Source organism: Halomonas sp. HG01, assembly GCF_000968715.2.
GTDB classification, from domain to species: domain Bacteria; phylum Pseudomonadota; class Gammaproteobacteria; order Pseudomonadales; family Halomonadaceae; genus Halomonas; species Halomonas halophila.
In genome coordinates this window covers 1852533-1874725 of the sequence record NZ_CP022134.1, presented here as the reverse complement: position 1 = coordinate 1874725, position 22193 = coordinate 1852533, and the positions used below count along the sequence as shown (strand labels likewise).

25 protein-coding genes are annotated in these 22193 nt (G+C 68.6%); 15 read left to right on the top strand and 10 right to left on the bottom strand.

Going from position 1 to position 22193, the window contains the following annotated elements:
- The first annotated feature begins 115 nt into the window (after positions 1 to 115).
- The 10 genes from UN84_RS08850 to UN84_RS08805 all read left to right on the top strand — a co-directional run bounded on the left by UN84_RS08850 (position 116) and on the right by UN84_RS08805 (position 8279).
- Positions 116 to 1021 (top strand): urease accessory protein UreD, encoded by a 906-nt coding sequence (locus UN84_RS08850; RefSeq protein ID WP_046080256.1) that lies wholly within the window; start codon positions 116 to 118, stop codon positions 1019 to 1021.
- A gap of 160 nt (positions 1022 to 1181) precedes the next feature.
- The gene (gene ureA, locus UN84_RS08845; protein WP_035595980.1) at positions 1182 to 1484 is read left to right on the top strand and encodes an urease subunit gamma; all 303 of its coding nucleotides are present in this window, start codon (positions 1182 to 1184) and stop codon (positions 1482 to 1484) included.
- 65 nt (positions 1485 to 1549) lie between these two features.
- On the top strand, positions 1550 to 1873 hold the full coding sequence (locus tag UN84_RS08840; protein WP_035595978.1) for an urease subunit beta: 324 nt from the start codon (positions 1550 to 1552) through the stop codon (positions 1871 to 1873).
- Complete coding sequence (ureC, locus tag UN84_RS08835) at positions 1870 to 3609, top strand: urease subunit alpha (protein ID WP_046080257.1); 1740 nt, start codon at positions 1870 to 1872, stop codon at positions 3607 to 3609. The genes UN84_RS08840 and ureC overlap by 4 nt, the downstream gene beginning before the upstream one ends.
- Positions 3610 to 3619: 10 nt before the next feature.
- Positions 3620 to 4135 (top strand): urease accessory protein UreE, encoded by a 516-nt coding sequence (gene ureE, locus UN84_RS08830; RefSeq protein ID WP_046080258.1) that lies wholly within the window; start codon positions 3620 to 3622, stop codon positions 4133 to 4135.
- Positions 4125 to 4808 carry an urease accessory protein UreF gene (locus tag UN84_RS08825; RefSeq protein WP_173835050.1) on the top strand — a complete coding sequence of 228 codons (684 nt, stop codon included), beginning with the start codon at positions 4125 to 4127 and terminating at the stop codon, positions 4806 to 4808. The genes ureE and UN84_RS08825 overlap by 11 nt, the downstream gene beginning before the upstream one ends.
- Positions 4809 to 4903: 95 nt before the next feature.
- A complete protein-coding gene (gene ureG / locus UN84_RS08820; protein WP_046080260.1) occupies positions 4904 to 5539 on the top strand; it encodes an urease accessory protein UreG in 636 nt (211 codons plus the stop codon).
- Between the two features lie 248 nt (positions 5540 to 5787).
- Positions 5788 to 6381 (top strand): HupE/UreJ family protein, encoded by a 594-nt coding sequence (locus UN84_RS08815; protein WP_046080261.1) that lies wholly within the window; start codon positions 5788 to 5790, stop codon positions 6379 to 6381.
- Positions 6382 to 6537: 156 nt separating this feature from the next.
- Positions 6538 to 7962 carry a phospholipase D family protein gene (locus UN84_RS08810; RefSeq protein ID WP_046080262.1) on the top strand — a complete coding sequence of 475 codons (1425 nt, stop codon included), beginning with the start codon at positions 6538 to 6540 and terminating at the stop codon, positions 7960 to 7962.
- Positions 7963 to 8051: 89 nt separating this feature from the next.
- Positions 8052 to 8279, top strand: a complete 228-nt coding sequence (locus tag UN84_RS08805; protein ID WP_016854666.1) for a lipopolysaccharide assembly protein LapA domain-containing protein — start codon at positions 8052 to 8054, stop codon at positions 8277 to 8279.
- A 27-nt stretch (positions 8280 to 8306) separates the two neighbouring features.
- Here the strand turns inward: UN84_RS08805 and UN84_RS08800 are convergent, their stop codons facing one another.
- Positions 8307 to 9239: a YihY/virulence factor BrkB family protein gene (locus UN84_RS08800; RefSeq protein WP_046080263.1), complete on the bottom strand. Its 933-nt coding sequence runs from the start codon at positions 9237 to 9239 to the stop codon at positions 8307 to 8309.
- 304 nt (positions 9240 to 9543) lie between these two features.
- Here UN84_RS08800 and apbC point away from each other — a divergent pair, with 304 nt between their 5' ends.
- Together apbC and dcd are read left to right on the top strand one after the other, a co-directional pair.
- Positions 9544 to 10347, top strand: a complete 804-nt coding sequence (apbC, locus tag UN84_RS08795; protein ID WP_237022392.1) for an iron-sulfur cluster carrier protein ApbC — start codon at positions 9544 to 9546, stop codon at positions 10345 to 10347.
- 91 nt (positions 10348 to 10438) lie between these two features.
- The gene (gene dcd / locus UN84_RS08790) at positions 10439 to 11005 is read left to right on the top strand and encodes a dCTP deaminase (RefSeq protein ID WP_016854669.1); all 567 of its coding nucleotides are present in this window, start codon (positions 10439 to 10441) and stop codon (positions 11003 to 11005) included.
- Positions 11006 to 11132: 127 nt separating this feature from the next.
- Here dcd and purN read toward each other — a convergent pair whose 3' ends face one another.
- Together purN and purM are read right to left on the bottom strand one after the other, a co-directional pair.
- Positions 11133 to 11879: a phosphoribosylglycinamide formyltransferase gene (gene purN / locus UN84_RS08785; protein ID WP_046080264.1), complete on the bottom strand. Its 747-nt coding sequence runs from the start codon at positions 11877 to 11879 to the stop codon at positions 11133 to 11135.
- The gene (gene purM, locus UN84_RS08780) at positions 11876 to 12949 is read right to left on the bottom strand and encodes a phosphoribosylformylglycinamidine cyclo-ligase (protein ID WP_046080265.1); all 1074 of its coding nucleotides are present in this window, start codon (positions 12947 to 12949) and stop codon (positions 11876 to 11878) included. Before purM ends, purN begins: the two co-directional genes overlap by 4 nt.
- A 141-nt stretch (positions 12950 to 13090) precedes the next feature.
- Between purM and UN84_RS08775 the strand changes: the two genes are divergently transcribed.
- Together UN84_RS08775 and hda are read left to right on the top strand one after the other, a co-directional pair.
- A complete protein-coding gene (locus UN84_RS08775) occupies positions 13091 to 14167 on the top strand; it encodes an AI-2E family transporter (RefSeq protein ID WP_046080266.1) in 1077 nt (358 codons plus the stop codon).
- Entirely contained in the window at positions 14164 to 14865 is a 702-nt protein-coding gene (hda, locus tag UN84_RS08770; protein WP_046080267.1) for a DnaA regulatory inactivator Hda, read from the top strand. Before UN84_RS08775 ends, hda begins: the two co-directional genes overlap by 4 nt.
- A gap of 14 nt (positions 14866 to 14879) precedes the next feature.
- Here the strand turns inward: hda and ehuB are convergent, their stop codons facing one another.
- From ehuB to UN84_RS08755, 3 genes are all read right to left on the bottom strand, one after another.
- Positions 14880 to 15761 carry an ectoine/hydroxyectoine ABC transporter substrate-binding protein EhuB gene (gene ehuB / locus UN84_RS08765; protein ID WP_052719406.1) on the bottom strand — a complete coding sequence of 294 codons (882 nt, stop codon included), beginning with the start codon at positions 15759 to 15761 and terminating at the stop codon, positions 14880 to 14882.
- An 80-nt stretch (positions 15762 to 15841) separates the two neighbouring features.
- Positions 15842 to 16414 carry a hypothetical protein gene (locus UN84_RS08760; protein WP_046080268.1) on the bottom strand — a complete coding sequence of 191 codons (573 nt, stop codon included), beginning with the start codon at positions 16412 to 16414 and terminating at the stop codon, positions 15842 to 15844.
- A gap of 112 nt (positions 16415 to 16526) precedes the next feature.
- Complete coding sequence (locus UN84_RS08755) at positions 16527 to 16895, bottom strand: phasin family protein (RefSeq protein ID WP_046080269.1); 369 nt, start codon at positions 16893 to 16895, stop codon at positions 16527 to 16529.
- 199 nt (positions 16896 to 17094) lie between these two features.
- Here UN84_RS08755 and UN84_RS08750 point away from each other — a divergent pair, with 199 nt between their 5' ends.
- Positions 17095 to 18474, top strand: a complete 1380-nt coding sequence (locus UN84_RS08750) for a class II fumarate hydratase (RefSeq protein ID WP_046080270.1) — start codon at positions 17095 to 17097, stop codon at positions 18472 to 18474.
- Positions 18475 to 18498: 24 nt separating this feature from the next.
- Here the strand turns inward: UN84_RS08750 and UN84_RS08745 are convergent, their stop codons facing one another.
- The 4 genes from UN84_RS08745 to phnC form a co-directional block, all read right to left on the bottom strand.
- On the bottom strand, positions 18499 to 19563 hold the full coding sequence (locus UN84_RS08745) for an endonuclease/exonuclease/phosphatase family protein (RefSeq protein WP_046080271.1): 1065 nt from the start codon (positions 19561 to 19563) through the stop codon (positions 18499 to 18501).
- Positions 19564 to 19730: 167 nt separating this feature from the next.
- The gene (gene phnE / locus UN84_RS08740; protein WP_046080272.1) at positions 19731 to 20540 is read right to left on the bottom strand and encodes a phosphonate ABC transporter, permease protein PhnE; all 810 of its coding nucleotides are present in this window, start codon (positions 20538 to 20540) and stop codon (positions 19731 to 19733) included.
- Positions 20534 to 21349 (bottom strand): phosphonate ABC transporter, permease protein PhnE, encoded by an 816-nt coding sequence (gene phnE, locus UN84_RS08735; RefSeq protein WP_046080273.1) that lies wholly within the window; start codon positions 21347 to 21349, stop codon positions 20534 to 20536. Before phnE (UN84_RS08735) ends, phnE (UN84_RS08740) begins: the two co-directional genes overlap by 7 nt.
- Positions 21336 to 22133, bottom strand: a complete 798-nt coding sequence (gene phnC / locus UN84_RS08730) for a phosphonate ABC transporter ATP-binding protein (protein ID WP_035598623.1) — start codon at positions 22131 to 22133, stop codon at positions 21336 to 21338. The genes phnE (UN84_RS08735) and phnC overlap by 14 nt, the downstream gene beginning before the upstream one ends.
- Positions 22134 to 22193 lie beyond the last annotated feature (60 nt).

Sequence of the window (22193 nt, the reverse complement as noted above, 5' to 3'; positions counted from 1 at the left end):
CGTTTTGTATCCAAAATAAGGCATTGATTATAAATGATTTATTGGTGAATTCACCAGTTTGGTACGTCACTTGCTGCAGGTCTGCCATCAGCCACCTGACCGACAGGACCCGTCGATGACCGCCATTCCGCGTGCCCTACCGTCGCCCGCCGAGTCGGGCCACCGCTTCGACGGCGAGCGACGCTGGGCGGCGTCGCTGTCGCTGGCCTTCGATGCCCGCGACGATGGCCATACCCGCATGCTCAAGGCCCGCCATCAGGGCCCGTTGCGCGTGCAGCGCCCCTTCTATCCGGAGGCCCCCGACGAAGCGGGTCGGCCAGGCGCCTGCCACGTCTATCTGCTGCATCCGCCCGGCGGACTGGTCAGCGGCGACGAGCTCGCCATCGAGGCCCGGCTCGCGCTCGGGGCCCAGGCGCTGCTCACCACGCCGGCGGCCAACAAGCTCTACCGTGCCGACAGCCAGGGCGTGCGCTGGCATCAGCACACCCGGCTCGCCGTGGCCGAGGACGCGCTGCTGGAGTGGCTGCCCCAGGAGACCATTGCCTTCGACGGCTCGAAGGGCAGCCAGGTCACCGACATCGAGCTGGCCGGCGGGGCGCGCTGCCTGGGCTGGGAGGTGCTGGCCCTGGGCCGGCCGGCAAGCCGGCTGCCCTATGTCTCCGGCGCCATCGAGCAGCGTTTTCGCCTGACCCGCGAGGGGCGCCCGCTATGGTGCGAACGCCAGGTGCTGGATCCGACCCATCGTCGCTTCCGCGGCGCCTGGGGGCAGGGGGGCGCCAGGGTACAGGCGACGCTGTGGGCGGTGGGGCTCGATGACGAGGCGGACGTGATCGCCGAGCTGCGCGAGGCGCTGCCGGCGAGTCGGGAATGGGCGGTGACGGTGCGCCAGGGCGTGCTGCTGCTGCGCTACCTGGGCAATGAACGCAACGTCGCCTGGGCGCTTTGCCAGCGGGCCTGGGAAGTGCTGCGCCCGCGGCTGGCGGGGCGGCCGGCCAGCGTGCCGCGCATCTGGCTGACCTGACGAGGAGCGGGAAGCTCGAAGCGGGAAGCTTGAAGTCTCCGGCCTTCAGATATCGGGGTTCTTCCGGCTTCACGCTTCCAGGCGCGGAGCGCCGCTCTTCCAGCTGGCAGGCGAGAGTCCGAACACTGAAGGTAAACGACATGCTTTGGGAGCTATCTCGATGGAACTGACCCCGAGAGACAAGGACAAGCTGCTGCTGTTCACCGCCGGCCTGCTGGCCGAGCGGCGCCGTGACCGTGGCCTGAAGCTGAACTATCCAGAGGCCGTGGCGCTGATCAGCTGCGAGATCATGGAAGGCGCCCGCGATGGCAAGAGCGTCGCCGAGCTGATGGGCGCGGGCCGCGAGATCCTCGGACGCGACGACGTCATGGAGGGCGTGGCCGAGATGGTCGACGAGGTGCAGGTGGAGGCCACGTTCCCCGACGGGACCAAGCTGGTCACCATCCATCACCCCATCGTCTAAAACTGGCTGTACTCGATCAGTTTTTCGTCAATGGGATAACCGCCAATAACGAAGAGGGAGCATCGATGATTCCCGGTGAATATCGGCTTCAGGACGGCGAGATCGCACTCTGTGAGGGGCGTGAACGGATCACCCTCGAGGTGGCCAATACCGGCGACCGCCCGGTGCAGATCGGTTCCCACTATCACTTCGCCGAGGCCAACCCGGCGCTGGTCTTCGATCGGGACCTGGCGCGCGGCCGGCGCCTCGACGTGGCCGCGGGCACGGCGATCCGCTTCGAGCCCGGCCAGTCCCGCGAGGTGACGCTGATTCCGTTCGTCGGCCATCGGCGCATCTACGGCTTCCGTGGCGACGTCATGGGCAGCCTCGATCAGGGAGAAACTTCATGAGTGCATCCAAGGACGCGCCCAACACCACCCCCAGCAAGATCAGTCGCCAGGCCTATGCGGACATGTACGGCCCCACGGTGGGCGACCGAGTGCGCCTGGGCGACACCGAGCTGTGGATCGAGGTCGAGCGCGACGCGACCCATTACGGCGACGAGGTGAAGTTCGGCGGCGGCAAGGTCATCCGCGACGGCATGGGCCAGAGCCAGCGCGTCGACGACGCGGTCATGGATACCGTGATCACCAACGCCCTGATCCTCGACTGGTGGGGCATCGTCAAGGCCGACGTGGGCCTCCAGGGCGGGCGCATCGCGGCCATCGGCAAGGCCGGCAACCCGGACACCCAGCCCGACGTGGAGATCGTCGTCGGCCCCGGCACCGAGGTGATCGCGGGCGAGGGCAAGATCCTCACCGCCGGCAGCATCGACGCCCACATCCACTTCATCTGCCCGCAGCAGGTGGAGGAGGCGCTGGCCAGCGGCGTGACCACCATGCTCGGCGGCGGCACCGGCCCCGCCACCGGCTCGAACGCCACCACCTGCACCCCCGGCGCCTGGCACCTGGGCAAGATGCTGCAGGCGATCGACACCCTGCCGATGAACATCGGCCTGCTCGGCAAGGGCAACGTCAGCCTGCCCGAGGCGTTGGAGGCCCAGCTCGAGGCCGGTGCCATGGGCCTCAAGCTGCACGAGGACTGGGGCACCACGCCGGCCTCCATCGACACCTGCCTGTCGGTGGCCGAGCGCTACGACGTGCAGATCGCCATCCATACCGACACCCTCAACGAGTCGGGCTTCGTCGAGGACACTCTGGGGGCGTTCAAGGAACGCGCCATCCACACCTATCACACCGAGGGCGCCGGCGGCGGCCACGCGCCGGACATCCTGACCGCCTGCGCCAAGCCCTACGTGCTGCCGTCGTCGACCAACCCGACCCGGCCTTATACCGTTAACACCATCGACGAGCATCTCGACATGCTGATGGTGTGCCACCACCTCGACCCGAACATCCCCGAGGACGTGGCCTTCGCCGACTCGCGCATTCGCCGCGAGACCATCGCCGCCGAGGACATCCTCCACGACCTGGGGGTGATCTCGATGATCGCTTCGGACTCCCAGGCCATGGGGCGGGTCGGCGAGGTGATCTGCCGCACCTGGCAGACCGCCCACAAGATGAAGATCCAGCGCGGCCTGCTGCCCGAGGACGAGGCGCTCGGCGCCGACAACTTCCGCGCCAAGCGCTATATCGCCAAGACCACCATCAACCCGGCCATCACCCACGGCATCGGCCACGAGGTGGGCTCGGTGGAGGTCGGCAAGCTGGCCGACCTGGTGCTGTGGGACCCGGCCTTCTTCGGCGTCAAGCCGGCGCTGATCCTCAAGGGCGGCATGATCGCCGCCGCGCCGATGGGCGATCCCAACGCTTCGATTCCGACGCCGCAGCCGGTGCATTACCGGCCGATGTTCGGCGCCTTCGGCCGCGCCGCCAGCGCCACCCGGGTGACCTTCGTCAGCCAGGCGGCGCTGGAGGCGGGGATCAAGGAGCGGCTGGGGCTCGACAGCGAGCTGGTGGCCTGCCGTAACGTGCGCGAGGTGCGCAAGGGCGACATGAAGCTCAACGATGCCTGCCCGGAGCTCAGCGTCGACCCGCAGACCTACGAGGTGCGCTGCGACGGTGAACTCCTGACCTGCGAGCCGCTGGCCGAGCTGCCCCTCGCCCAGCGCTATCACCTGTTCTAAGGAAGTGACGATGCTGACATTGACCGAACGCCTGGGGCCGATCGAGGCGAGCGACGCCGTCGATACCCTGACCCTCGACTACGCGACCCGCACCCGCGGGCGCTTCAAGGCCAGCTCCGACGGCGGACGCGAGGTCGGGATCTTCCTCGACCGCGGGCCGGTGCTGCGCCACGGCGACGGGCTGACCGGCGAAGACGGCCAGACGATCCGCGTCCAGGCCGCCGTGGAACCGGTGGTCACCGCGCGCCTCGAGTCGGGCCTGCCGCTGGCGCGGCTGAGCTATCACCTGGGTAACCGCCACGTGCAGCTCGCCATCGGCGCCGATGTCGATGCGGGGTCTACCGGTCTGGGCTGGGTCCGCTTCCCGCCGGATCACGTGCTGGAGGAGCTGGCCGAGCGCCTGGGCGCGCGGCTCGAGCACCACGAAGCGCCCTTCGATCCCGAGCCAGGCGCCTATGCACGCGCCGGGGAGGGGGGGCATCACCATCACCACGGCCACCATCACGGTCATGACCATGCCCACTGAGTCGAGCGACGACCTGGCGCTGCTGGGGCTGATGCAGCTGGTCAGCCCGGCGTTGCCGATCGGCGCCTTCGCCTGGTCCCAGGGCCTGGAAAGCGCCTTCGAGCTCGACTGGGTGTGCGGCGAGGACGATCTCGGCGAGTGGCTGGAAGGCGTGCTCGACGACGGCTTGGCACGCTGCGAGCTGCCGGCCCTGGCGCGTTTCATGGCGGCCTGGGCCGAGGACGACGTCGAGGCGCTCGAGCACTGGAACGGCTGGCTCGCCGCCACCCGCGAGACCGCCGAGCTCGCCGCCGAGGAGGCACGTCTCGGCAGCGCCTTGACGCGGCTGGTGACGAGCCTCGGGCTGACGCCGGACGAGCCCTACCGGCTAGAGGGCATGGGCTATGTCGGCGTCTTCGCCTGGCTGGCGCTGGCCCGGGGCGTGACGCCGCGCCAGGCGCTGCTCGGCTTCGCCTGGGCCTGGCTCGAGAACCAGCTCGCCGTGGCCTGCAAGGCGCTGCCGCTCGGCCACACCGCCGCCCAGCGGCTGATCGAGCGCCTGCGCCCGTCGCTGGTGGCGGCGACGGACGCGGCCCTCGAATGCGACGACGACGCACTCGGGCCGATGCTGCCCGGCCTGGCGCTGGCCAGCGCCCAGCACGAGACCCAGTACTCGCGGCTGTTTCGAAGCTAGAAGGCGACCGCTGGTGTGGTGAGGCCAGTGCGTCGCCAGCACCGGGACCGCTTCAGGAACACAGAAGATTCAGGAAAGTAAAAAGGAGAGACAATATGACCCATTGCCTGCGTATCGGCGTCGGCGGCCCGGTGGGCTCCGGCAAGACGGCGTTGCTCAAGCAGCTGTGCCGGGCCCTGCGTGATCACTACGATATCGCCGTGGTCACCAACGATATCTACACCCGCGAGGACGCCGACTTCCTGACCCGTCACGAGGCGCTGCCGGCGGATCGTATCCTCGGCGTCGAGACCGGCGGCTGCCCGCACACCGCCATCCGCGAGGACGCCTCGATGAACCTCGCCGCCATCGACGACCTCCAGGCACGCCACCCTGAGCTCGAGCTGGTGCTGGTCGAATCTGGCGGCGACAACCTGTCGGCGACCTTCAGCCCCGAGCTCTCGGATCTGACGCTCTACGTGATCGACGTCTCCGCCGGCGACAAGATCCCGCGCAAGGGTGGTCCGGGCATCACCAAGTCGGATCTCTTGATCATCAACAAGATCGACATCGCCGAGCAGGTCCACGCCTCGCTCGCGGTGATGGAGCGCGACGCGAAGATGATGCGCGGCGAGCGGCCCTTCGTGTTCACCAACCTGCACGACGGGGTGGGGCTCGAGGAGATCATCGCCTTCATCCTCGACCGCGGCATGCTGCCGGAGCGCCGGCCCCAGCACGCCGACGCAGACTGATCGTCACCAATGCCATGTTCGTCGGGGACAAGACAAAGCGAGGGTCCTACGCCAAGAGTGAGGAGCATAGCTCCGAACGGGCCGGCCATGGATGGCCGGCACAGGCCCTGCAAGCGGCGCAGGATGCGAAAGCGCCGCAGGGCGTCGGTAGCTACCCAGGGAAGGGTTTACAGCGCCCTCGCTGGTCTTGGCGCCGGACGAGCGTCATTTCTGCAAGCCACTCTGATTATCACGGCAAGGAGATCGCCATGAACCTCTCATCCCTCGTTCGCTCGCGCGCCCTGGGCGCCGCTTCCCTGATGCTGGTGGCCGGCAGCGCCTGGGCCCATCCCGGTCACGAGGTCGCCGGCGGCGGCTTCGCGGCGGGCCTGAGCCACCCGCTGTTTGGCCTCGATCACCTGCTGGCGATGCTGGCCGTCGGCCTGTTCAGCGTGCGTCAGTCGGCCTCGATGGGCCGCTTCGTGCCGCTGCTCGCGGTGGGCGGCATGCTGCTCGGCGCCGGCCTGGCCTGGGGCGGCGTGGCGCTGCCGGGCGTGGAGTTCGGCATCGCCATGAGCGTGCTGCTGGCCGGCGTGCTGGTCGCGGCCCTGGCCCGCGTGCCCGCGGCGCTGGGCAGCGTTGCCGTGGTCACCTTCATGGTCTTCCACGGCCATGCCCACGCCGCCGAGATGCCGCACGGGGCCAGCACCCTGCTGTACCTGGCCGGCTTCAGCCTGGCGACCCTGGCCCTGACCGTTGTCGGTCGCCGCGTCGCCGGCTGGTTGATGACCCGCGAGCAGCGGGTGCTGCGCGGCCTGGGCGCGGCCATCGCCGCCATGGGCGCGTTGTTCGCCATCGGCTGATCGCACGGCGCAGGATGTCTTCGCGCCCGGCCTCGTGCCGGGCGCGCTGCGTCGAGGCCAGCCCCGCGCTATGCTGGCGCCGATAAGCGAGGGCGATGGTGTCCTCGATGGCTGCCAGGGAGGCGCGACATGAGAAGCGGGACGGGGAGACGGCGGATGTGGCCATGGTGGCTCGGGGTGCTGCTGCTGGCGTGGCTGGCCATGGGCGTCTGGCAGCGCTACAAGCCGCTGCCGGAGGGCGTGGGCCAGGCCCATCCGCTGCGCGTGGCCGAATCGCCGCGGCTGCTGACCGACGAGACCTGGTATGACGCCGCGGGCGAGCGCCATCGCCGCCAGGCGATCTTCGACGAGGCGCTGGCGATGATCGGCCAGGCGCAGCGCCTGGTGGTGGTCGACATGTTCCTGTTCAACGACTTCGCCGGGGCGGCCGACGGGGTCGACTTCCGCCCGCTGTCCGCGGAGCTCACCGAGGCGCTGGTCCGTCAGCGGCGCCGCCATCCCGAGCTGCGCGCCATCCTGATCACCGATCCGCTGAACACCCTCTACGGCGGCCTCGAGCTCGACCACCTCGAGCGCCTGCGCCAGGCCGGCGTGGAGGTGGCGATCACCGATCTGAATCGGCTGCGCGCCTCCAATCCGCTGTGGTCGGGACTGTGGCAGCTGGGGCCGCGCTGGCTCGGCAATCAGGCGTCCGCCGGCTGGCTGCCCAATGCGCTGGGGCCGGGAGACGTCACCCTGCGCAGCTATCTGGCGCTGGCCAACGTCAAGGCCAACCATCGCAAGACGCTGGTGGTGGACCAGGGCGACGGCTGGGCAGGGCTCGTGACCTCGGCCAACCCCCACGATGCCAGCAGCCTGCACGGCAACGTGGCGCTGCGCGTCGAGGGCGCGGCGGCCCTCGATCTGCTGGCCTCGGAGCGCGCGGTGGCGGGCTGGTCCGGCGTCACCGTGCCCGGCCCCGCACCGCCGCCCGCCGAGGACGACCTGCCTGGCGCTCGCCTGCAGCTGCTGACCGAGGGCGCGATCCGCGATGCGCTGGTCACCGCCGTGGAGCGGGCCGGGGAGGGCGATCACCTCGACGTGGCGGTGTTCTATCTGGCCCATCGCGAGCTGATCGAAGCACTGATCGCGGCGCGTCGGCGCGGCGTCGAGGTGCGGGTGCTGCTCGATCCCAACCGCGAGGCCTTCGGCCTCGACAAGGGCGGCATTCCGAATCGGCCGGTGGCCGACGAGCTGGCGGCGGCCGGCATTCCGGTGCGCTGGTGCGCCACCCGCGGCGAGCAGTGCCACACCAAGCTGCTGATGCGCCGGACCGCCGATGGGAGTGAGGTCGAGCTGATCCTGGGCTCGGCCAACTTCACCCGTCGCAACCTCGACGACCTGAACCTGGAGACCAGCGTGCGGCTGCTGGGCCCGCCCAGCCTGCCGGCGCTGGCCGACGCCGAGGCGTTCTTCACCCGCCGCTGGCACTCCACGCCGGAACGCACCACCAGCCGGCCCTATGACGAGTCTGATGCCGCCGGGGCGGTGGATGTCTGGCGCTACCGGCTGATGGAGGCCTCGGGGCTCTCGACGTTCTGAACGTTGGCCATTCGGCTTTGACAGCCTCGCCGCCGCCGACCAGCTTTAAGCTGCCTGCGGGCGATCCGAGATGACAAGGGAGAAAGGGCATGGAACGGTTCTGGCTAGGCGTGAAACTGGTGCTGCTGGCGCTGGTGGTGATACTGATCGTGCAGAATCTGAATCTGGTCCAGGTGCGCCTGCTGACCTGGAGCTTCTCGATACCGCTGGCGCTGCTGATCGCGGCTCTCTACCTGCTCGGCATGGTCAGTGGGCGCAGCCTGATGGGGCTGGTGCGGCGCCTGCGCGGCCAGCAGGGGCATGCCAAGCACCGCTGAGTCGCCGGAGGTTCGGGCGGTCATCCACTACTCGACGTGGGTGACCGCCTGATGCCGTGAGTCCAGATGCCACGGCAGGCCCAGGCGGGCGTTGCGCTCCAGCTCGGCGATCACCTGGGCGCCGAGCAGCAGGATGATGGCGCCCACTTCCAGGGTCAGCAGCACCACGATCAGCGTCGCCAGCGAGCCGTAGACGGCGTTGACGAACGACAGGTGGGCGAAGTAATAGACCAGCAGCAGCCGGGCGCCCTCCCACAGCAGGGCGGCGACGAAGCCGCCCACCAGGGCGCGCCTGAGCGCCACCTTGACCACCGGCATCACTTTGTAGATGGCGCTGAACAGCAGGAACACGCCGGCGAAGCTGGTCAGGTTCAGCGCCGTGTTCGAGAGCCCCGCCAGGGGCAGCTCCCTGCCCAGCAGCGCCATCCACAGCGTATTGACCGCATCCGCCAAGCTGACCAGCAGCGTCAGGCCCATCAGCCCCGCGCCCAGCACCACCATGAAGGCGTAGGGCATCAGCACCGAGACCCAGGCCGAGCGCCCGACGTGGGCGTCCGGGGCGTGGAAGATGATCGCCAGGGCGTCCTCCAGCATGCGAAAGGCGAAGGAGCTGAACACCAGCAGCACCGGCAGGCCCAGCACGCCGATCGCCTCGCGCGAGTCGAGCAGCGAGCGCACGGCGTCCAGCAGCACCTCGGCGTGGGCGGGCGTCAGGTGGCGCGCCTGGATGGCCAGCAGGGTGAGCAGCTGCTGCTCGTCGACCACCCGCGCGAGCAGGACCACCATCACCGCGAACAGCGGCACCACCGACAGCAGGATGTTGTAGCCCACGCCGCCGGCCAGCAGGATGCCGCGATTGCGCAGGAAGGCGCCGAGCACGCGCCATACGAAGCTCAGTACCCGCCGGCTGTGGCGAAAATGGCGAGACGACGAGGGGGCGCTGGCGGGAGGCGGTGTCATGGCGGGGCCGGGTCGAGGAAGTCTGACGGCATGATAGGCCGCTCGACGGCGTTGGCGTCAATCCCGCCGCGGCCGGCGGACCGGTGCCGAAGACAGGTCGTTGAGGGGGTTTTTGCCAGGGATGGCAAACGTTAGCGCCCATGGATGGGTTCACAGCGCCCCTCGTAGACCTGTCAACGGCGGGTGATCCTGTCTGTCGTTTCTGGGCAGCGTGATGGCATTCACCGGCCGCCGGGACGGCGGGTATACTGATGGCCTGAGCCGCCCGGGCGGCCATCCCAACCGAGGTAAGGAGCAAGTCGTGATCGAAGGGGTCAAGCACATCGTCGCCGTGGCGTCCGGCAAGGGTGGCGTGGGCAAGTCCACCGTCACCGCCAACCTGGCGCTGGCCATGGCCGCCGAGGGCTATCGCGTGGGCGTTCTGGACGCCGATATCCACGGCCCCAGCCAGGCCAAGATGCTCGGCGTGGCCGAGGGCGCACGCCCCGAAGCGGCGGGCGAGAAGACCATGAAGCCGATGCGGGCCCACGGCCTGCAGGTGATGTCCATGGCGTTTCTGATCGATACCCGCGAGCCCACCGTCTGGCGCGGCCCGATGGTCGCCGGCGCCTTCCAGCAGCTGCTGACCCAGACCGTGTGGGACGACCTGGACGTGCTGTTCGTCGACATGCCGCCGGGCACCGGCGACATCCAGCTGACGCTGGCCCAGAAGGTGCCGGTGGACGGCGCGGTGATCGTCACCACGCCCCAGGACATCGCGCTGCTGGATGCGCGCAAGGGCATCGAGATGTTCCGCAAGGTCAACGTGCCGGTGTTCGGCGTGGTGGAGAACATGAGCCTGCACGTCTGCTCGAACTGCGGTCACAGCGAGCCGATCTTCGGCGAGGGCGGCGGCGAGCGCATCGCCGGGGAATACGACACCCGCGTGCTGGGCCAGCTGCCGCTGACGCTTGCGATCCGCGAGCAGGCCGACGGCGGCGAACCCACCGTGGTCGCCGAGCCGGACGGCGAGATCACTGCCAGCTTCCGTGCCATGGCCCGTCAGGTGGCCGAGCAGCTCGAGGGCGCCTCGCCCGACGCCGGCCCGGCGATCTCGTTCAGCGACTGAGGCCGCCGGCGGCGAGAACCGTGACGCCCGCCCCCGGGGCCGCTATCATGGCGGCCCCTATTCGTTTCGATTCCACCCAGCAGGACGACCCATGAGCATCAAATCCGACCACTGGATCCGCCGCATGGCCGAGCGGGAAGGTATGATCGAGCCTTTCGAGGCCGACCAGGTGCGCTATGTGAACGACCGGCGGGTGATCTCCTACGGGACGTCCAGCTACGGCTACGACGTGCGCTGCGCCGACGAGTTCAAGGTGTTCACCAACATCCACTCGGCGGTGGTGGACCCCAAGGGCTTCGACGATAACAGTTTCGTCGACGTCAAGGGTGACGTCTGCGTGATTCCGCCCAACTCCTTCGCCCTGGCGCGCACCGTGGAGTACTTCCGCATTCCGCGCAGCGTGCTGACCATCTGCCTCGGCAAGTCGACCTATGCCCGCTGCGGCATCATCGTCAACGTCACGCCGCTGGAGCCGGAGTGGGAAGGGCACGTGACCCTGGAGTTCTCCAACACCACCAACCTGCCGGCCAAGATCTACGCCAACGAGGGCGTGGCGCAGATGCTGTTCCTGGAATCCGACGAGGTCTGCGCGACCTCCTACAAGGACCGCGGCGGCAAGTACATGGGGCAGCGAGGTGTGACCCTGCCGCGAACCTGAGAAAGCGTCGATTGGCGGCTGCGCAAATTGTCGGCTTTCCGGGATTGCGATACCGCCTCGAAAACAAGACAGCCCCGCCGGCGAACCGGCGGGGCTGTCTTGTGTCTGGCCCGGGAGAAGCGCGAGCTTACTCCTCGTCTTCGATATCCTCGTCCAGCTCCTCGGCCGCGTCGGCGTGGGACATGCGTAGGCCCTGTTCCGGCAGCGGCATGCCGTCGAAGCGGGCGCCACCGTCGCCGAACTGCAGGCGACCTTCCAGGCACCACTTCACGGCGATCGGGTAGATCAGGTGTTCGCGGGCGTGGACCTTCTCCTTGAGGCTTTCCTCGGTCTCGCCGTCGGCCACCTCGACCGCCGCCTGGAGCAGCACCGGGCCGCCGTCGAGCTCCTCGGTGACGTAGTGCACGCTGCAGCCGTGCTCGGCGACGCCGTCGGCCAGCGCCCGGGCGTGGGTGTGCAGGCCCTGGTAGGCCGGCAGCAGCGAGGGATGGATGTTGATCAGCCGCCCCAGGAAGCGCTGCACGAAGCGCGGCGTCAGGATGCGCATGAAGCCGGCCAGCACCACCAGGTCGGGCTCGTGGCGCTCGATGACCTTGATCAGGGCGCCGTCGTAGGCCTCGCGGTTCTCGTACTCGCGGTGGGGCAGGGCGACGGCGTCGATGCCGGCCTCGCGGGCGCGCTGCAGGCCATAGGCATCGGCCTGGTTGGAGATCACCGCGACGATCTCGCCGCCCAGGCGGTCGTGGACCTGCTCGTCGATCAGCGCCTGGAGGTTGCTGCCGTTGCCGGAGATCAGCACCACCACCCGACGCGCCTCGGCGGGCTCGGGGGTGAAGTCCTGCAGGGTGTCGCTGCTGTAGTCGCTCTCGCTCATCCCTTCAGGTTCTCCAGCTGGACGACCTCCTCGTCGTCTCCGCGGGCGACGATCTCGCCGATGCGGTAGACCGTTTCACCGAGGCCCTGCAGGTGGGCGCGGGCCTGGTCGGCCTTGTCGGCCGGCACCGCGATGACCATGCCGATGCCGCAGTTGAGCACGCGGTACATCTCGTTCTCCTCGACGTTGCCCTGCTGCTGCAGCCAGTCGAACACCGCCGGGCGCTCCCAGCTGGCCACGTCGACGCGGGCGGCGGCGCCCTCGGGCAGCACCCGCGGCAGGTTCTCGGTCAGGCCGCCGCCGGTGATGTGCGACAGGGCGTGCACCGGCACGTCGGTTTCCTTGATCAGCGACAGCAGCGGCTTGACGTAGATGCGCGTCGGCGCGAGCAGCGCCTCGCCCAGCGGCTTGCCGTCGATGGCGGTGTCCAGGGAGGCCCCGGAGACCTCGAGGATCTTGCGGATCAGCGAGTAGCCGTTGGAGTGGGGGCCGGAGGAAGCCATGCCCAGCAGCACGTCGCCCTCGGCGACCTGACTGCCGTCGAGGATCTCGTCCTTCTCCACCACGCCGACGCAGAAGCCGGCCAGGTCGTAGTCGTTGCCCTCGTACATGCCGGGCATCTCGGCGGTCTCGCCGCCCACCAGGGCGCAGCCGGCCTGCTCGCAGCCGGTGCCGATGCCGGTCACCACGTCGGCGGCGATGTCCACATCGAGCTTGCCCGTGGCATAGTAGTCGAGAAACATCAGCGGTTCGGCGCCGGCCACCACCAGGTCGTTGACGCACATCGCCACCAGGTCGATGCCGATGCTGTCGTGTCGACCCAGGTCCATGGCCAGGCGCAGCTTGGTGCCCACGCCATCGGTGCCGGTGACCAATACCGGCTCGCGATAGCCGCTGGGCAGTTGGCACAGGGCGCCGAAGCCGCCCAGGCCGCCCATCACCTCGGGACGGCTGGTACGCTTGGCGACGCCCTTGATGCGGTCGACCAGCGCATTGCCGGCATCGATATCGACGCCGGCGTCCTTGTAGCTGAGGGAGGCGCCGCTCGGGCGGTTGGTGGAATCGGTCATGGCCTGTCCTGTATGAACATTGCGGTCAATGAGGCCCGCGACGCTGTCGGCGCCGCCGGGCTGGGCAAGATGGGGCGTGAATTGTAGCATCACGACGCACGGCTCGCACCGCCGTGCCGGGCATCACACAGGGAGAGCGAGATGCGCAGACAGGGGTGGGTCCTGGCCGTTACGGCGGCGCTGGGGCTGTGGTTCTTCATCAGCATCGAGCCGGTGCTGATGCCGTTCTTCGTCAGCATGGTGCTGGCCTATCTTGGCGACCCGCTGGCCGACCGGCTGGAAGAGAAGGGGCTGTCGCGGCGACTGGCGGTGTCGCTGGTGTTCCTGCTGCTGACGCTGATCATCGTGCTGACGCTGCTGCTGGTGATTCCGCTGCTGGGGCGTCAGATCGGCCAGCTGGCCCAGCTGCTGCCGGCGGCCCTGGACTGGGTGCAGGTCACGGTGCTGCCCGAGTTCCGCGAACTCACGGGCATCGACCTGGGCACCGATTTCGACCAGCTGCGTCGGGCGTTGCTCGACAACTGGCGCGAAACCGGCACCGTGGCCGCGACCCTGCTGGCCAAGGCCTCGAAATCGGGGCTGGCGCTGGCGGCCTGGATCGGCAACCTGGCGCTGATCCCGGTGGTGACCTTCTACCTGCTGCTCGACTGGGACGTGCTGGTGGCCAAGCTGCGCGGTTCGCTACCGCGCCAGTGGGAGCCGGCGGCGGCGCGCCTGGGCCACGAGTGCGACGAGGTGCTGTCGGCCTTCCTGCGCGGCCAGCTGATCGTGATGCTGTGCCTGGGCGTCATCTACGCCGTCGGCCTGACCCTGCTGGGGCTCAAGTTCGGCCTGCTGGTCGGCCTGCTGTCGGGACTGGCCAGCATCGTGCCCTACCTGGGCGTGATCGTCGGCATCAGCGTCGCTGGCCTGGTGGCCTTCTTCCAGTTCGGCGACTGGCTGATGCTGCTCGCCGTGGCCGGGGTCTTCGGCTTCGGCCAGCTGGTCGAGAGCACGGTGCTGCAGCCCAAGCTGCTGGGCGACAAGATCGGCCTGCACCCGGTGGCGGTGATCTTCGCCGTGCTGGCCGGCGGCCAGCTGTTCGGCTTCACCGGCATCCTGCTGGCGCTGCCGGTGGCCGCCGTGGTGATGGTGGTGTTGCGTTATCTTCACGAGCATTATAAAAACAGCACACTTTACGATGCGGGACGCGGCCCCCAGGACGAGGAGTCACCATGAGTCGATCACCCGCGCAGCTCCCGCTGGGCGTGGGGCTGCGTGACGACGCCACCTTCGCCAACTTCCACCCCGGCCCCAGTGCCACCCTGGTCGATCACCTGACGCGGCAGCTGGACGACGACGGCGAGCCCTTCCTGTACCTGTGGGGCGGCGAGGGCGTGGGTCGCAGTCACCTGTTGCAGGCCGCCTGTCACGCCGCCTCGGACCGCGACCGTCGCGCGCTTTACCTGCCGCTGGAGGAGCTCGGCCATTTTCCGCCGCTGATGCTGGAGGAAGTGGAACGTCTCGATCTGGTCGCCATCGATGACCTGGAGCGCGTGGTGGGGCGCAAGCGCTGGGAAGAGGCACTGTTCCACGCCTTCAATCGCCTGCGTGACGCGGGCAAGCGGCTGGTGATCGCCGCCGAGGCGCCACCGCGTCAGCTGGCGGTCAAGCTGCCCGACCTGGCCTCACGGCTGACCTGGGGTATGACCTTCCACGTACAGGGGCTGGGCGACGACGACCGCCTGACCGCCCTGCAGCTGCGGGCTCGGGTGCGCGGCATGCAGCTGCCGGATGAGGTGGCGCGCTACATCCTCCATCGCGGGCCGCGCAGGCTGGAAGCGCTGTTCGATGCCCTGGAAACTCTCGATCGCGCCTCGCTCTCCGCCCAGCGCAAGCTAACCATTCCCTTCGTCAAGCAGGCGCTGGGCTGGTAGCAGGGAGATGACGTTCACCCCTGATGGCGACACAGCCAGTCGGTATCGAAGCGGAAGGCGTTGAGGACGTCGTCCTGGGTGAAGCCATAGCCTTCCAGAGTGTCTTCCCAGGCCTGGGTATTGCGATAGTCGAGCAGCACCTCGTCGAAGGCGTCGCGTAGCGTGGTGGCGTCCTTCGGGAAGGCGAAGGCGCCCCAGCTGCGCACGATCTCCCCTTTCACCTTTGGATCCTCGAAGCCCTGCACGATCTCGACGCCGGGGTGCTGTGCGTCCAGTTGGTTCACGGTGAGCCCGGTGCCGGCGTAGGCGTCGGCCCGGTCGGCGAGCAGGGTGTCGATGGCCGCCGCATTGTCGTCGATGCTCACTACCCGGTCATCCGGGACGCCCAGCGCCGACATGATGTCGACCTGGGTCGCGCCGGCGAGTACCGCGACGCGAATGTCGTCGCGTTCGGTGAAGTCCTGGTAGCCGTTGATCTCGAGCGGATTGGAGGCGCGCACCAGCAGGCCTTCCCCGTAGGAGGTATTGGGGGCCGAGAACAGCACCCGCCGGCAGCGCTCGGGGCGAATCGCCATCTCGGCAGCCGCCATGTCGAAGCGGCCCTCCTCGAGGCCGGGTATCAGGTCGCCGAAGGCGGTCACCTCCCACTCGATGTCGTCGATGCCGAGTTCACCGAGCACATGGCGGGCGACGTCGGGGCCTGCTCCTCTTGCCTCGCCGTTCTCATCCAGGTAGCCATAGGGCGCTTCGTCGGCCACCGCGACCCGAATGCCACCGCGCGCCTGAAGCGTGTCGAGGTCGGCTGCGAACGACTGGATGGCGACGGTCATCGCCAGCGGCAGTGCCGCCCAACGGACGCGCGTGGTCCAGTCGGCGTCGTACATGCTCCGTTTCATGTCGTGTCTCCCGTCCGACCTGGCGACGCAGGCCTCGACTTCAGGGTAGAAGCCTGCCGGGAGGGGGGCCATCGGAGGCGTCAGCGATTGAGCCGTACCTCGCGATGCTGGCCGTCGGAGAGCGACACCTGATGGACGATCACCCGACGTTTGCCGCTGGTGGGGTCGACCACGCTGCCGGAGACATAGAAGCTGCCGGACGGCAGGCCGCGCAGCATGAAATAGCCGTCGCCGTCGGTGCGGGCGGTGTGGGTGTAGGCCCGGGCCCGTGGGTCGGCGGGCTCCACCGCGCGTCCGGCCAGGGCCTGTTCGGCGGCCTCGGCGGAGTAGGTGGTGATCGGCGCCACCGAGACCGTCTCGCCGCGGCCGATCACGGTGCCCGCCGCGGTATCCAGGGTCAGGCGGCCGCTGAGCGCGGCGCTGCCGGTCTTCTCGAGGGCGGCGTACTCGTCGGCGGGGAAAGCCACCTGACGGGGGACGCGGCCCTGGGACGATGGCGTCGTGTCGGGAGCCTCGCCGCCGATGTCGATCACCTCGGCGGGGCCGCGCTGTGTGACGCCGTCGGGCGGCAGCACCTGGCAGCCGGTGAGGATCAGGCCCGTCAGGATGGGCAGGGAAAAACGCGCTACCGCGCGGTTCATGGACGTCGTCATCGCACTCTCCCGTGAGGGTTGGCCCTGTGCGGGGGAGAGCTTAACGCATATCCGCAACGAAAGGGCCACCGCCGTTGGCGGTGGCCCTGGGAGACTGCCTGGTCCGTGGGCCTTACTTGGCGGCCTTGGTCGCGGTCTCGGTAGCCTGCTTGACATTCTCTTCGGTCAGCTTCTGGCTCTGCTGGACGAAGTCCTGCTGCAGGGAGACGACCTTCTCGGCGTCGCCCTTCAGGCGCTCGGTCAGGTCCTTGGCGACCTTCTGCTGGCCTTCCATGTAGCTGCGCAGGCCTTCGGCATCCTTGACGTCGAGCAGAGCGCGGAGCTGGGCCATGCCGGTTTCGGAGTAGGCGCGGCCGGCCTCGAGCTGGGCGTTGGTCAGCTTCTCGGCGAAGTCCACGGACAGGCTGGCATAGGCGCGGGCCGGGCCGAAGAACATGGACTCGAACTGTTCGGTGAACTGCTTGGTATCGAAGTTTTGCATCGTCTTCGCCTCCTGTGATGGCGCACGTTGCGAAGGCCTGGGCAGGATGCCGCCGCCTTCTCTCTTCTGTTGCAATGCACAATAGCAGCGCATTTTGTGCAGTGCAACATCCGCGATTCGGCTTTTCGTCGTGTCGGCGTCTTGTAAGCCGGCGGGCGCGCCACCATGGTGACAGGAGACCATCAGCCAGGAGGCGAACATGAGCGAGCACCGCATCGAGCGCGACAGCATGGGCGAGCTGGAGGTCCCGGCCGATGCCCTCTACGGCGCCCAGACCCAGCGGGCGGTGAACAACTTCCCGGTATCCGGCCGGGCGATGCCGACCGGCTTCATTCATGCCATCGCCCGCATCAAGCTGGCGGCGGCCCGGGTCAATCGCGACCTGGGGCTGCTGGACGCGGCCCGGGCCGAGGCCATCGAGGCGGCCGCGGAGGCGGTGATCGCCGGCGACCACGACGACCAGTTCCCGGTGGACGTCTTCCAGACCGGCTCCGGCACCTCCAGCAACATGAACGTCAACGAGGTGATCGCCCATCTGGCCAGCAGCGATGGCCTGGAGGTAGGGCCCAACGATCATGTCAACATGGGCCAGTCGAGCAACGACGTCGTGCCCACCGCGCTGCATCTCTCGGCGGCGCTGGGCGTGGCCTGCGAGCTGCGCCCGGCGCTGGTGCACCTGCGCGGGACCATCGACGTGCGCGCCGAGGCGCTGGACGGCGTGGTCAAGACCGGTCGCACCCACCTGATGGATGCCATGCCGCTGCGCCTGAGCCAGGAACTCGGCGGCTGGTCGAGCCAGGTCGGCCAGGCCATCGAACGCTTCGACGACGCCATGGGGCGACTGTGCCGGTTGGCCCAGGGCGGCACCGCGGTGGGCACCGGCATCAACGCCCATCCCGAGTTCGCCAGCCGGATGGCCCAGGAGCTCGGCCGGCAGACCGGGCTTGCGCTTGCGCCCAACGACAGCTTCTTCGCCAGCCTCGGCAGCCAGGACGCCGCGGTGGAGCTCTCCGGCCAGCTCAAGGCGCTGGCCTGCACGATCATGAAGATCGCCAACGACCTGCGCTGGATGAACTCGGGGCCGCTGGCGGGGCTTGGCGAGATCGAGCTCGAGGCGCTGCAGCCGGGCAGCTCGATCATGCCGGGCAAGGTCAATCCGGTGATTCCCGAGGCCGCCGCCCAGGCCGCCGCCCAGGTGATCGGCCACGACGCGGCGGTGACGGTGGCGGGGCAGAGCGGCAACTTCCAGCTCAATGTCATGCTGCCGCTGGTGGCGGACAACCTGCTGGATTCGATCACCCTGATGCGCAATGCCGCCTGGCTGCTGGCCGACCGCGCCATCGCCACCTTCAAGGTGCGCGAGGATCACCTGAGCGAGCCGCTGTCGCGCAATCCGATCCTGGTGACCGCGCTGAACTCGGTGATCGGCTACGACGCCGCGGCGGCCATCGCCAAGAAGGCTTACCAGGCGGGGAGGCCGATCATCGACGTGGCGGACGAGGAGACCGACCTCGGCCGCGAGGAGCTCGAGCGGCTGCTCGATCCGGCGGCGCTGACCCATGGCGGCATCCCGGGCTAGCCCTCGGCGAGGTGGCCGGGAGCGTCAGTCGTCCTGCTCGCGCTCCCGGGCCTCTTCGATGGTCACCACTGCGTCTCGATGCTCTTCGGTCGTCGCTGTCGGGTTGTCGTGCTCGTCGGCGCGGGAGGGGCGATAGCAGAGCGTGGTCAGGATCGGGAAGTGGTCCGAGCCGAAGGGTGACAGGCGCCGCATGCGCCGGAGGGTGAAATGCTCGCTGGCGAAGACGTGATCCAGCGGCCAGCGCAGCAGCGCGTGCTGGGCATGGAAGGTGCTGAACATGCCGCGCCCGCGGCGCGGATCGAGCATGCCGCTGACCCGGCAGAACAGCCGGGTGCTGCGGGACCAGGCCACGTCGTTGAGATCGCCCGCCACCACGGTGGGCACCGGGTCCTGGTGGATGAGCTTGGCCACCAGCATCAGCTCTCCATCCCGCCACAGCGACTCCTCGCTCTCGCTGGGCGCCGGCGGGCGCGGGTGCAGGGCGTGGAAGCGGAAGTGATCGCCACTCTTCAGCTCGATGCCGCAGTGGATCGAGGGGATGTCGTCCTGGATCAGCCACTTGACCTTCGGGTCGACCAGCGGCCGGCGCGAATACAGGTGCATGCCGTAGAGGTTGTCCAGCGGCACGCGCACCGCATGCGGCCAGTCGTCGCCGAGTCCCTTGTCGAGGCGCTCGCCCCACCAGGCGTCGGACTCCAGCGTCAGGATCAGGTCGGGGTCCTGCTCGCGGATGATCGCGAGCAGGGCCTCGCTCTGGCGGTTGGGGGTCAGCACGTTGGCCACCAGCAGCGTCAGGCAGCGGTCCGGTCGGTCGTTCCGGGCGCGCTTCACCTGCACCGGCCACAGCGGCGTCCAGGGCAGGATGTAGCGCAGCTGGATGGCGAACACGATGACGCCCGTGGCGGCGATCCAGGGCGTCACGGCCGCATCGGCCAGCGGCGAGGCCAGCGCGCAGGCGGCGCCGGCGAGGCCGATCTGCAGGCGGGGAAACTCGCAGGCCCGCAGCCACCACCAGTGCCCGGGCACCCGGGCGATCAGGCTGGCCAGCAGGAGAAGGGCGGCGATCCCGCCGAGCAGCCATCCGTGCATGTCGCGTCATCCCTCCGGCATGTCCACCTCGAAAGGGCGTGACCTCACGCCCTCCTCAACGTGATGCAACTCGCTCTCCGGTGATCGGTACCGAGCCATCGCGGTGGCTGAAAGCAGGTCACGGGGCTCGGCCAAGCCCGCTCCAGCCGTCAGGATGGCGCCGGCCGCTAGAGCACCTTGCGGCGCAGCAGGCCTGTCACCGCTTCCCCGACCAGCACCAGCGCGATGATGGCGATGAGGATCGTCGCCACGGTAGGCCAGGCGAAGGTGTCGATGGAGCCCTGCAGGATGACCCCGATGCCGCCGGCGCCCACCAGTCCCAGCACTGTGGATTCGCGGATGTTGATATCCCAGCGCAGGATGACGATGGCGAAGAAGGCAGGCATGACCTGGGGCACCACCGCATAGGCGATCACCTTGGCCTTGGAGGCGCCGGTCGCCTCCATGGCCTCCACGGGGCGGCGGTCGATCTCCTCGATGGCCTCGCCCATCAGTTTGCCGATGAAGCCTACCGAACGGAACATGATGGCCAGTATGCCCGCGAGCACCCCAGGGCCGAAGATCGCCACGAACAGCAGTGCCCAGATGATGGTGTTCACCGAGCGGCTGGAGACCAGGATGAAGCGCCCCAGCCACAGGCAGGCGCGGTTGGGCGTGGTGTTCTGCGCAGCGATGTAGGAGACCGGCAGGGCGATGAAGATGGTGAGCATGGTCGCGAGGGTGGCGATGTGCACCGTCTCGATCATAGCATCCGCGATCTCGGCGAGCCGGGTCGGATCCGGCGGCCACATGCGCGCGCCCAAGCTCGAGATCTGGTTGGGGGCGTCCCATACCCATGGCCAGAAGATATCGATGTCGCTGACGGCCCAGACCACCACCATCAGGGTCAGCAGCATCACGCCGTAGCGGATCAGCCGCTGCTTGGGATTGTGCCGTCGCCAGATGCGATCGGCCAAGAGGTCGGTATCGTCTACCATATCTTCTTCCTTACCCAGCCGCTGACGCCTTCGCTGGCCAGGATCACCGCGATGATCACCAGCAGGATGGCGAAGGCGAAGTCATAGTCGTAGCGCCCGAAGGCGTTCATCAGGGTGCTGCCGATGCCGCCGGCGCCGACGATGCCGACCACCGCTGAGGCTCGAAGGTTGCTGTCGAGCTGATACATGGAGAGTCCTACCTGGCGGGGCAGGATCTGCGGGAAGACGGCGTAGAAGAGCGTCGTCAGATAGCCGGCGCCGGTGGAGCGCATCGCCTCCACCTGTCCCCAGTCGATCTCCTCGATCTCCTCGGCGAGCAGCTTGCCGACGAAGCCGATGGAGTAGAGGGTCAGCGTCAAGATCCCCGCCAGCGGGCCGAAGCCCACCGCCGCGACGAACAGGATGGCCACGATCACCGGGTGGAAGCTGCGCGAGACGATGATCACCGCGCGCCCCAGCAGGTAGATCGGCAGCGGTGCGACGTTTCGAGCCGCCATCACCGCGAACGGCACCGACAGCAGCACGCCGAGCAGCGTCGCCAGGATGGCGATCTGCAGGCTCTCGGTGAAGCCGGTGAGCAGCAGGTCGAAGCGCGACAGGCTCGGCGGGAAGCCGCCGCCGAAGATGCGCGCCGCCCGCGGAAGCCCCTCGCTGATGCGCTCCCAGTTGAAGGGCAGGCTGCCGAAGGCCCACACCAGGTAGGCCGCCAGCACCACCAGCAGGCCGTAGCGCACCAGCGGGTTGGCGATGAAGGGTGGCTTGCGCCAGGTGCGCGGCGTGGCGCGCGCCTCGCGGTCAGGACTGGCCATCGCGCACCTCCTCCGCGGGGGGCGGGGCGAGTTCGTCTTCCGGCGCCTCGATACCGCCGTAGATGGCATCCAGGGCGGCCTTGTCGAAGTCCGCAGGAGCACCGTCGAAGATCATGGTGCCGTGGCGCAGCCCGACGATACGGTCGGTGTAGGTCCTCGCCTGCGCCACGTTGTGGATGTTGATCAGCACCGGCAGCGCGAGCTCGCTCGCCAGGCTCTGCAGCAGCACCATGATCTGCTCGGAGGTACGAGGGTCGAGCGAGGCCGTGGGCTCGTCGGCGAGCAGCACCTCGGGCTCCTGCATCAGTGCCCGCACCACGCCGACGCGCTGGCGCTCGCCGCCGGATAGCTCGTCGGCACGCTTGTTGGCGTAGTGGGCGATTCCCACGCGCTCCATCAGCACGAAGGCGCGCTCGATGTCCGCCTCCGGGTAGCGCCGGGTGATGGCCTGGAAGAGGTTGACGTAGCCGAGTCGACCGGCCAGCACGTTCTCCATCACGGTGAGACGGTCGATCAGGTTGAAGCCCTGGAAGACCATGCCGATCTTGCGTCGGGCGCGGCGCAGTTCTCCGTGGCGCAGCGTGACAAGCTCGGTACCGTTGAGCTTGATCGAGCCCGAGGTCGGCTCCACCAGGCGGTTGATACAGCGCAGCATGGTGCTCTTGCCGGCGCCGGAGGCTCCCACGATGGAGACGACGCTGTTGCCTTCCACGGTCAGGTCGAGTCCCTTGAGGACCGGCTCGTCGCGGCCGTAACGCTTGATCAGGTTGGATATCTCTAGCATGAGGGGTCCGTCGAGAAAGGATCATCAAGACGTCGACGCCGGCCCTGCGGGAAGGCCGGC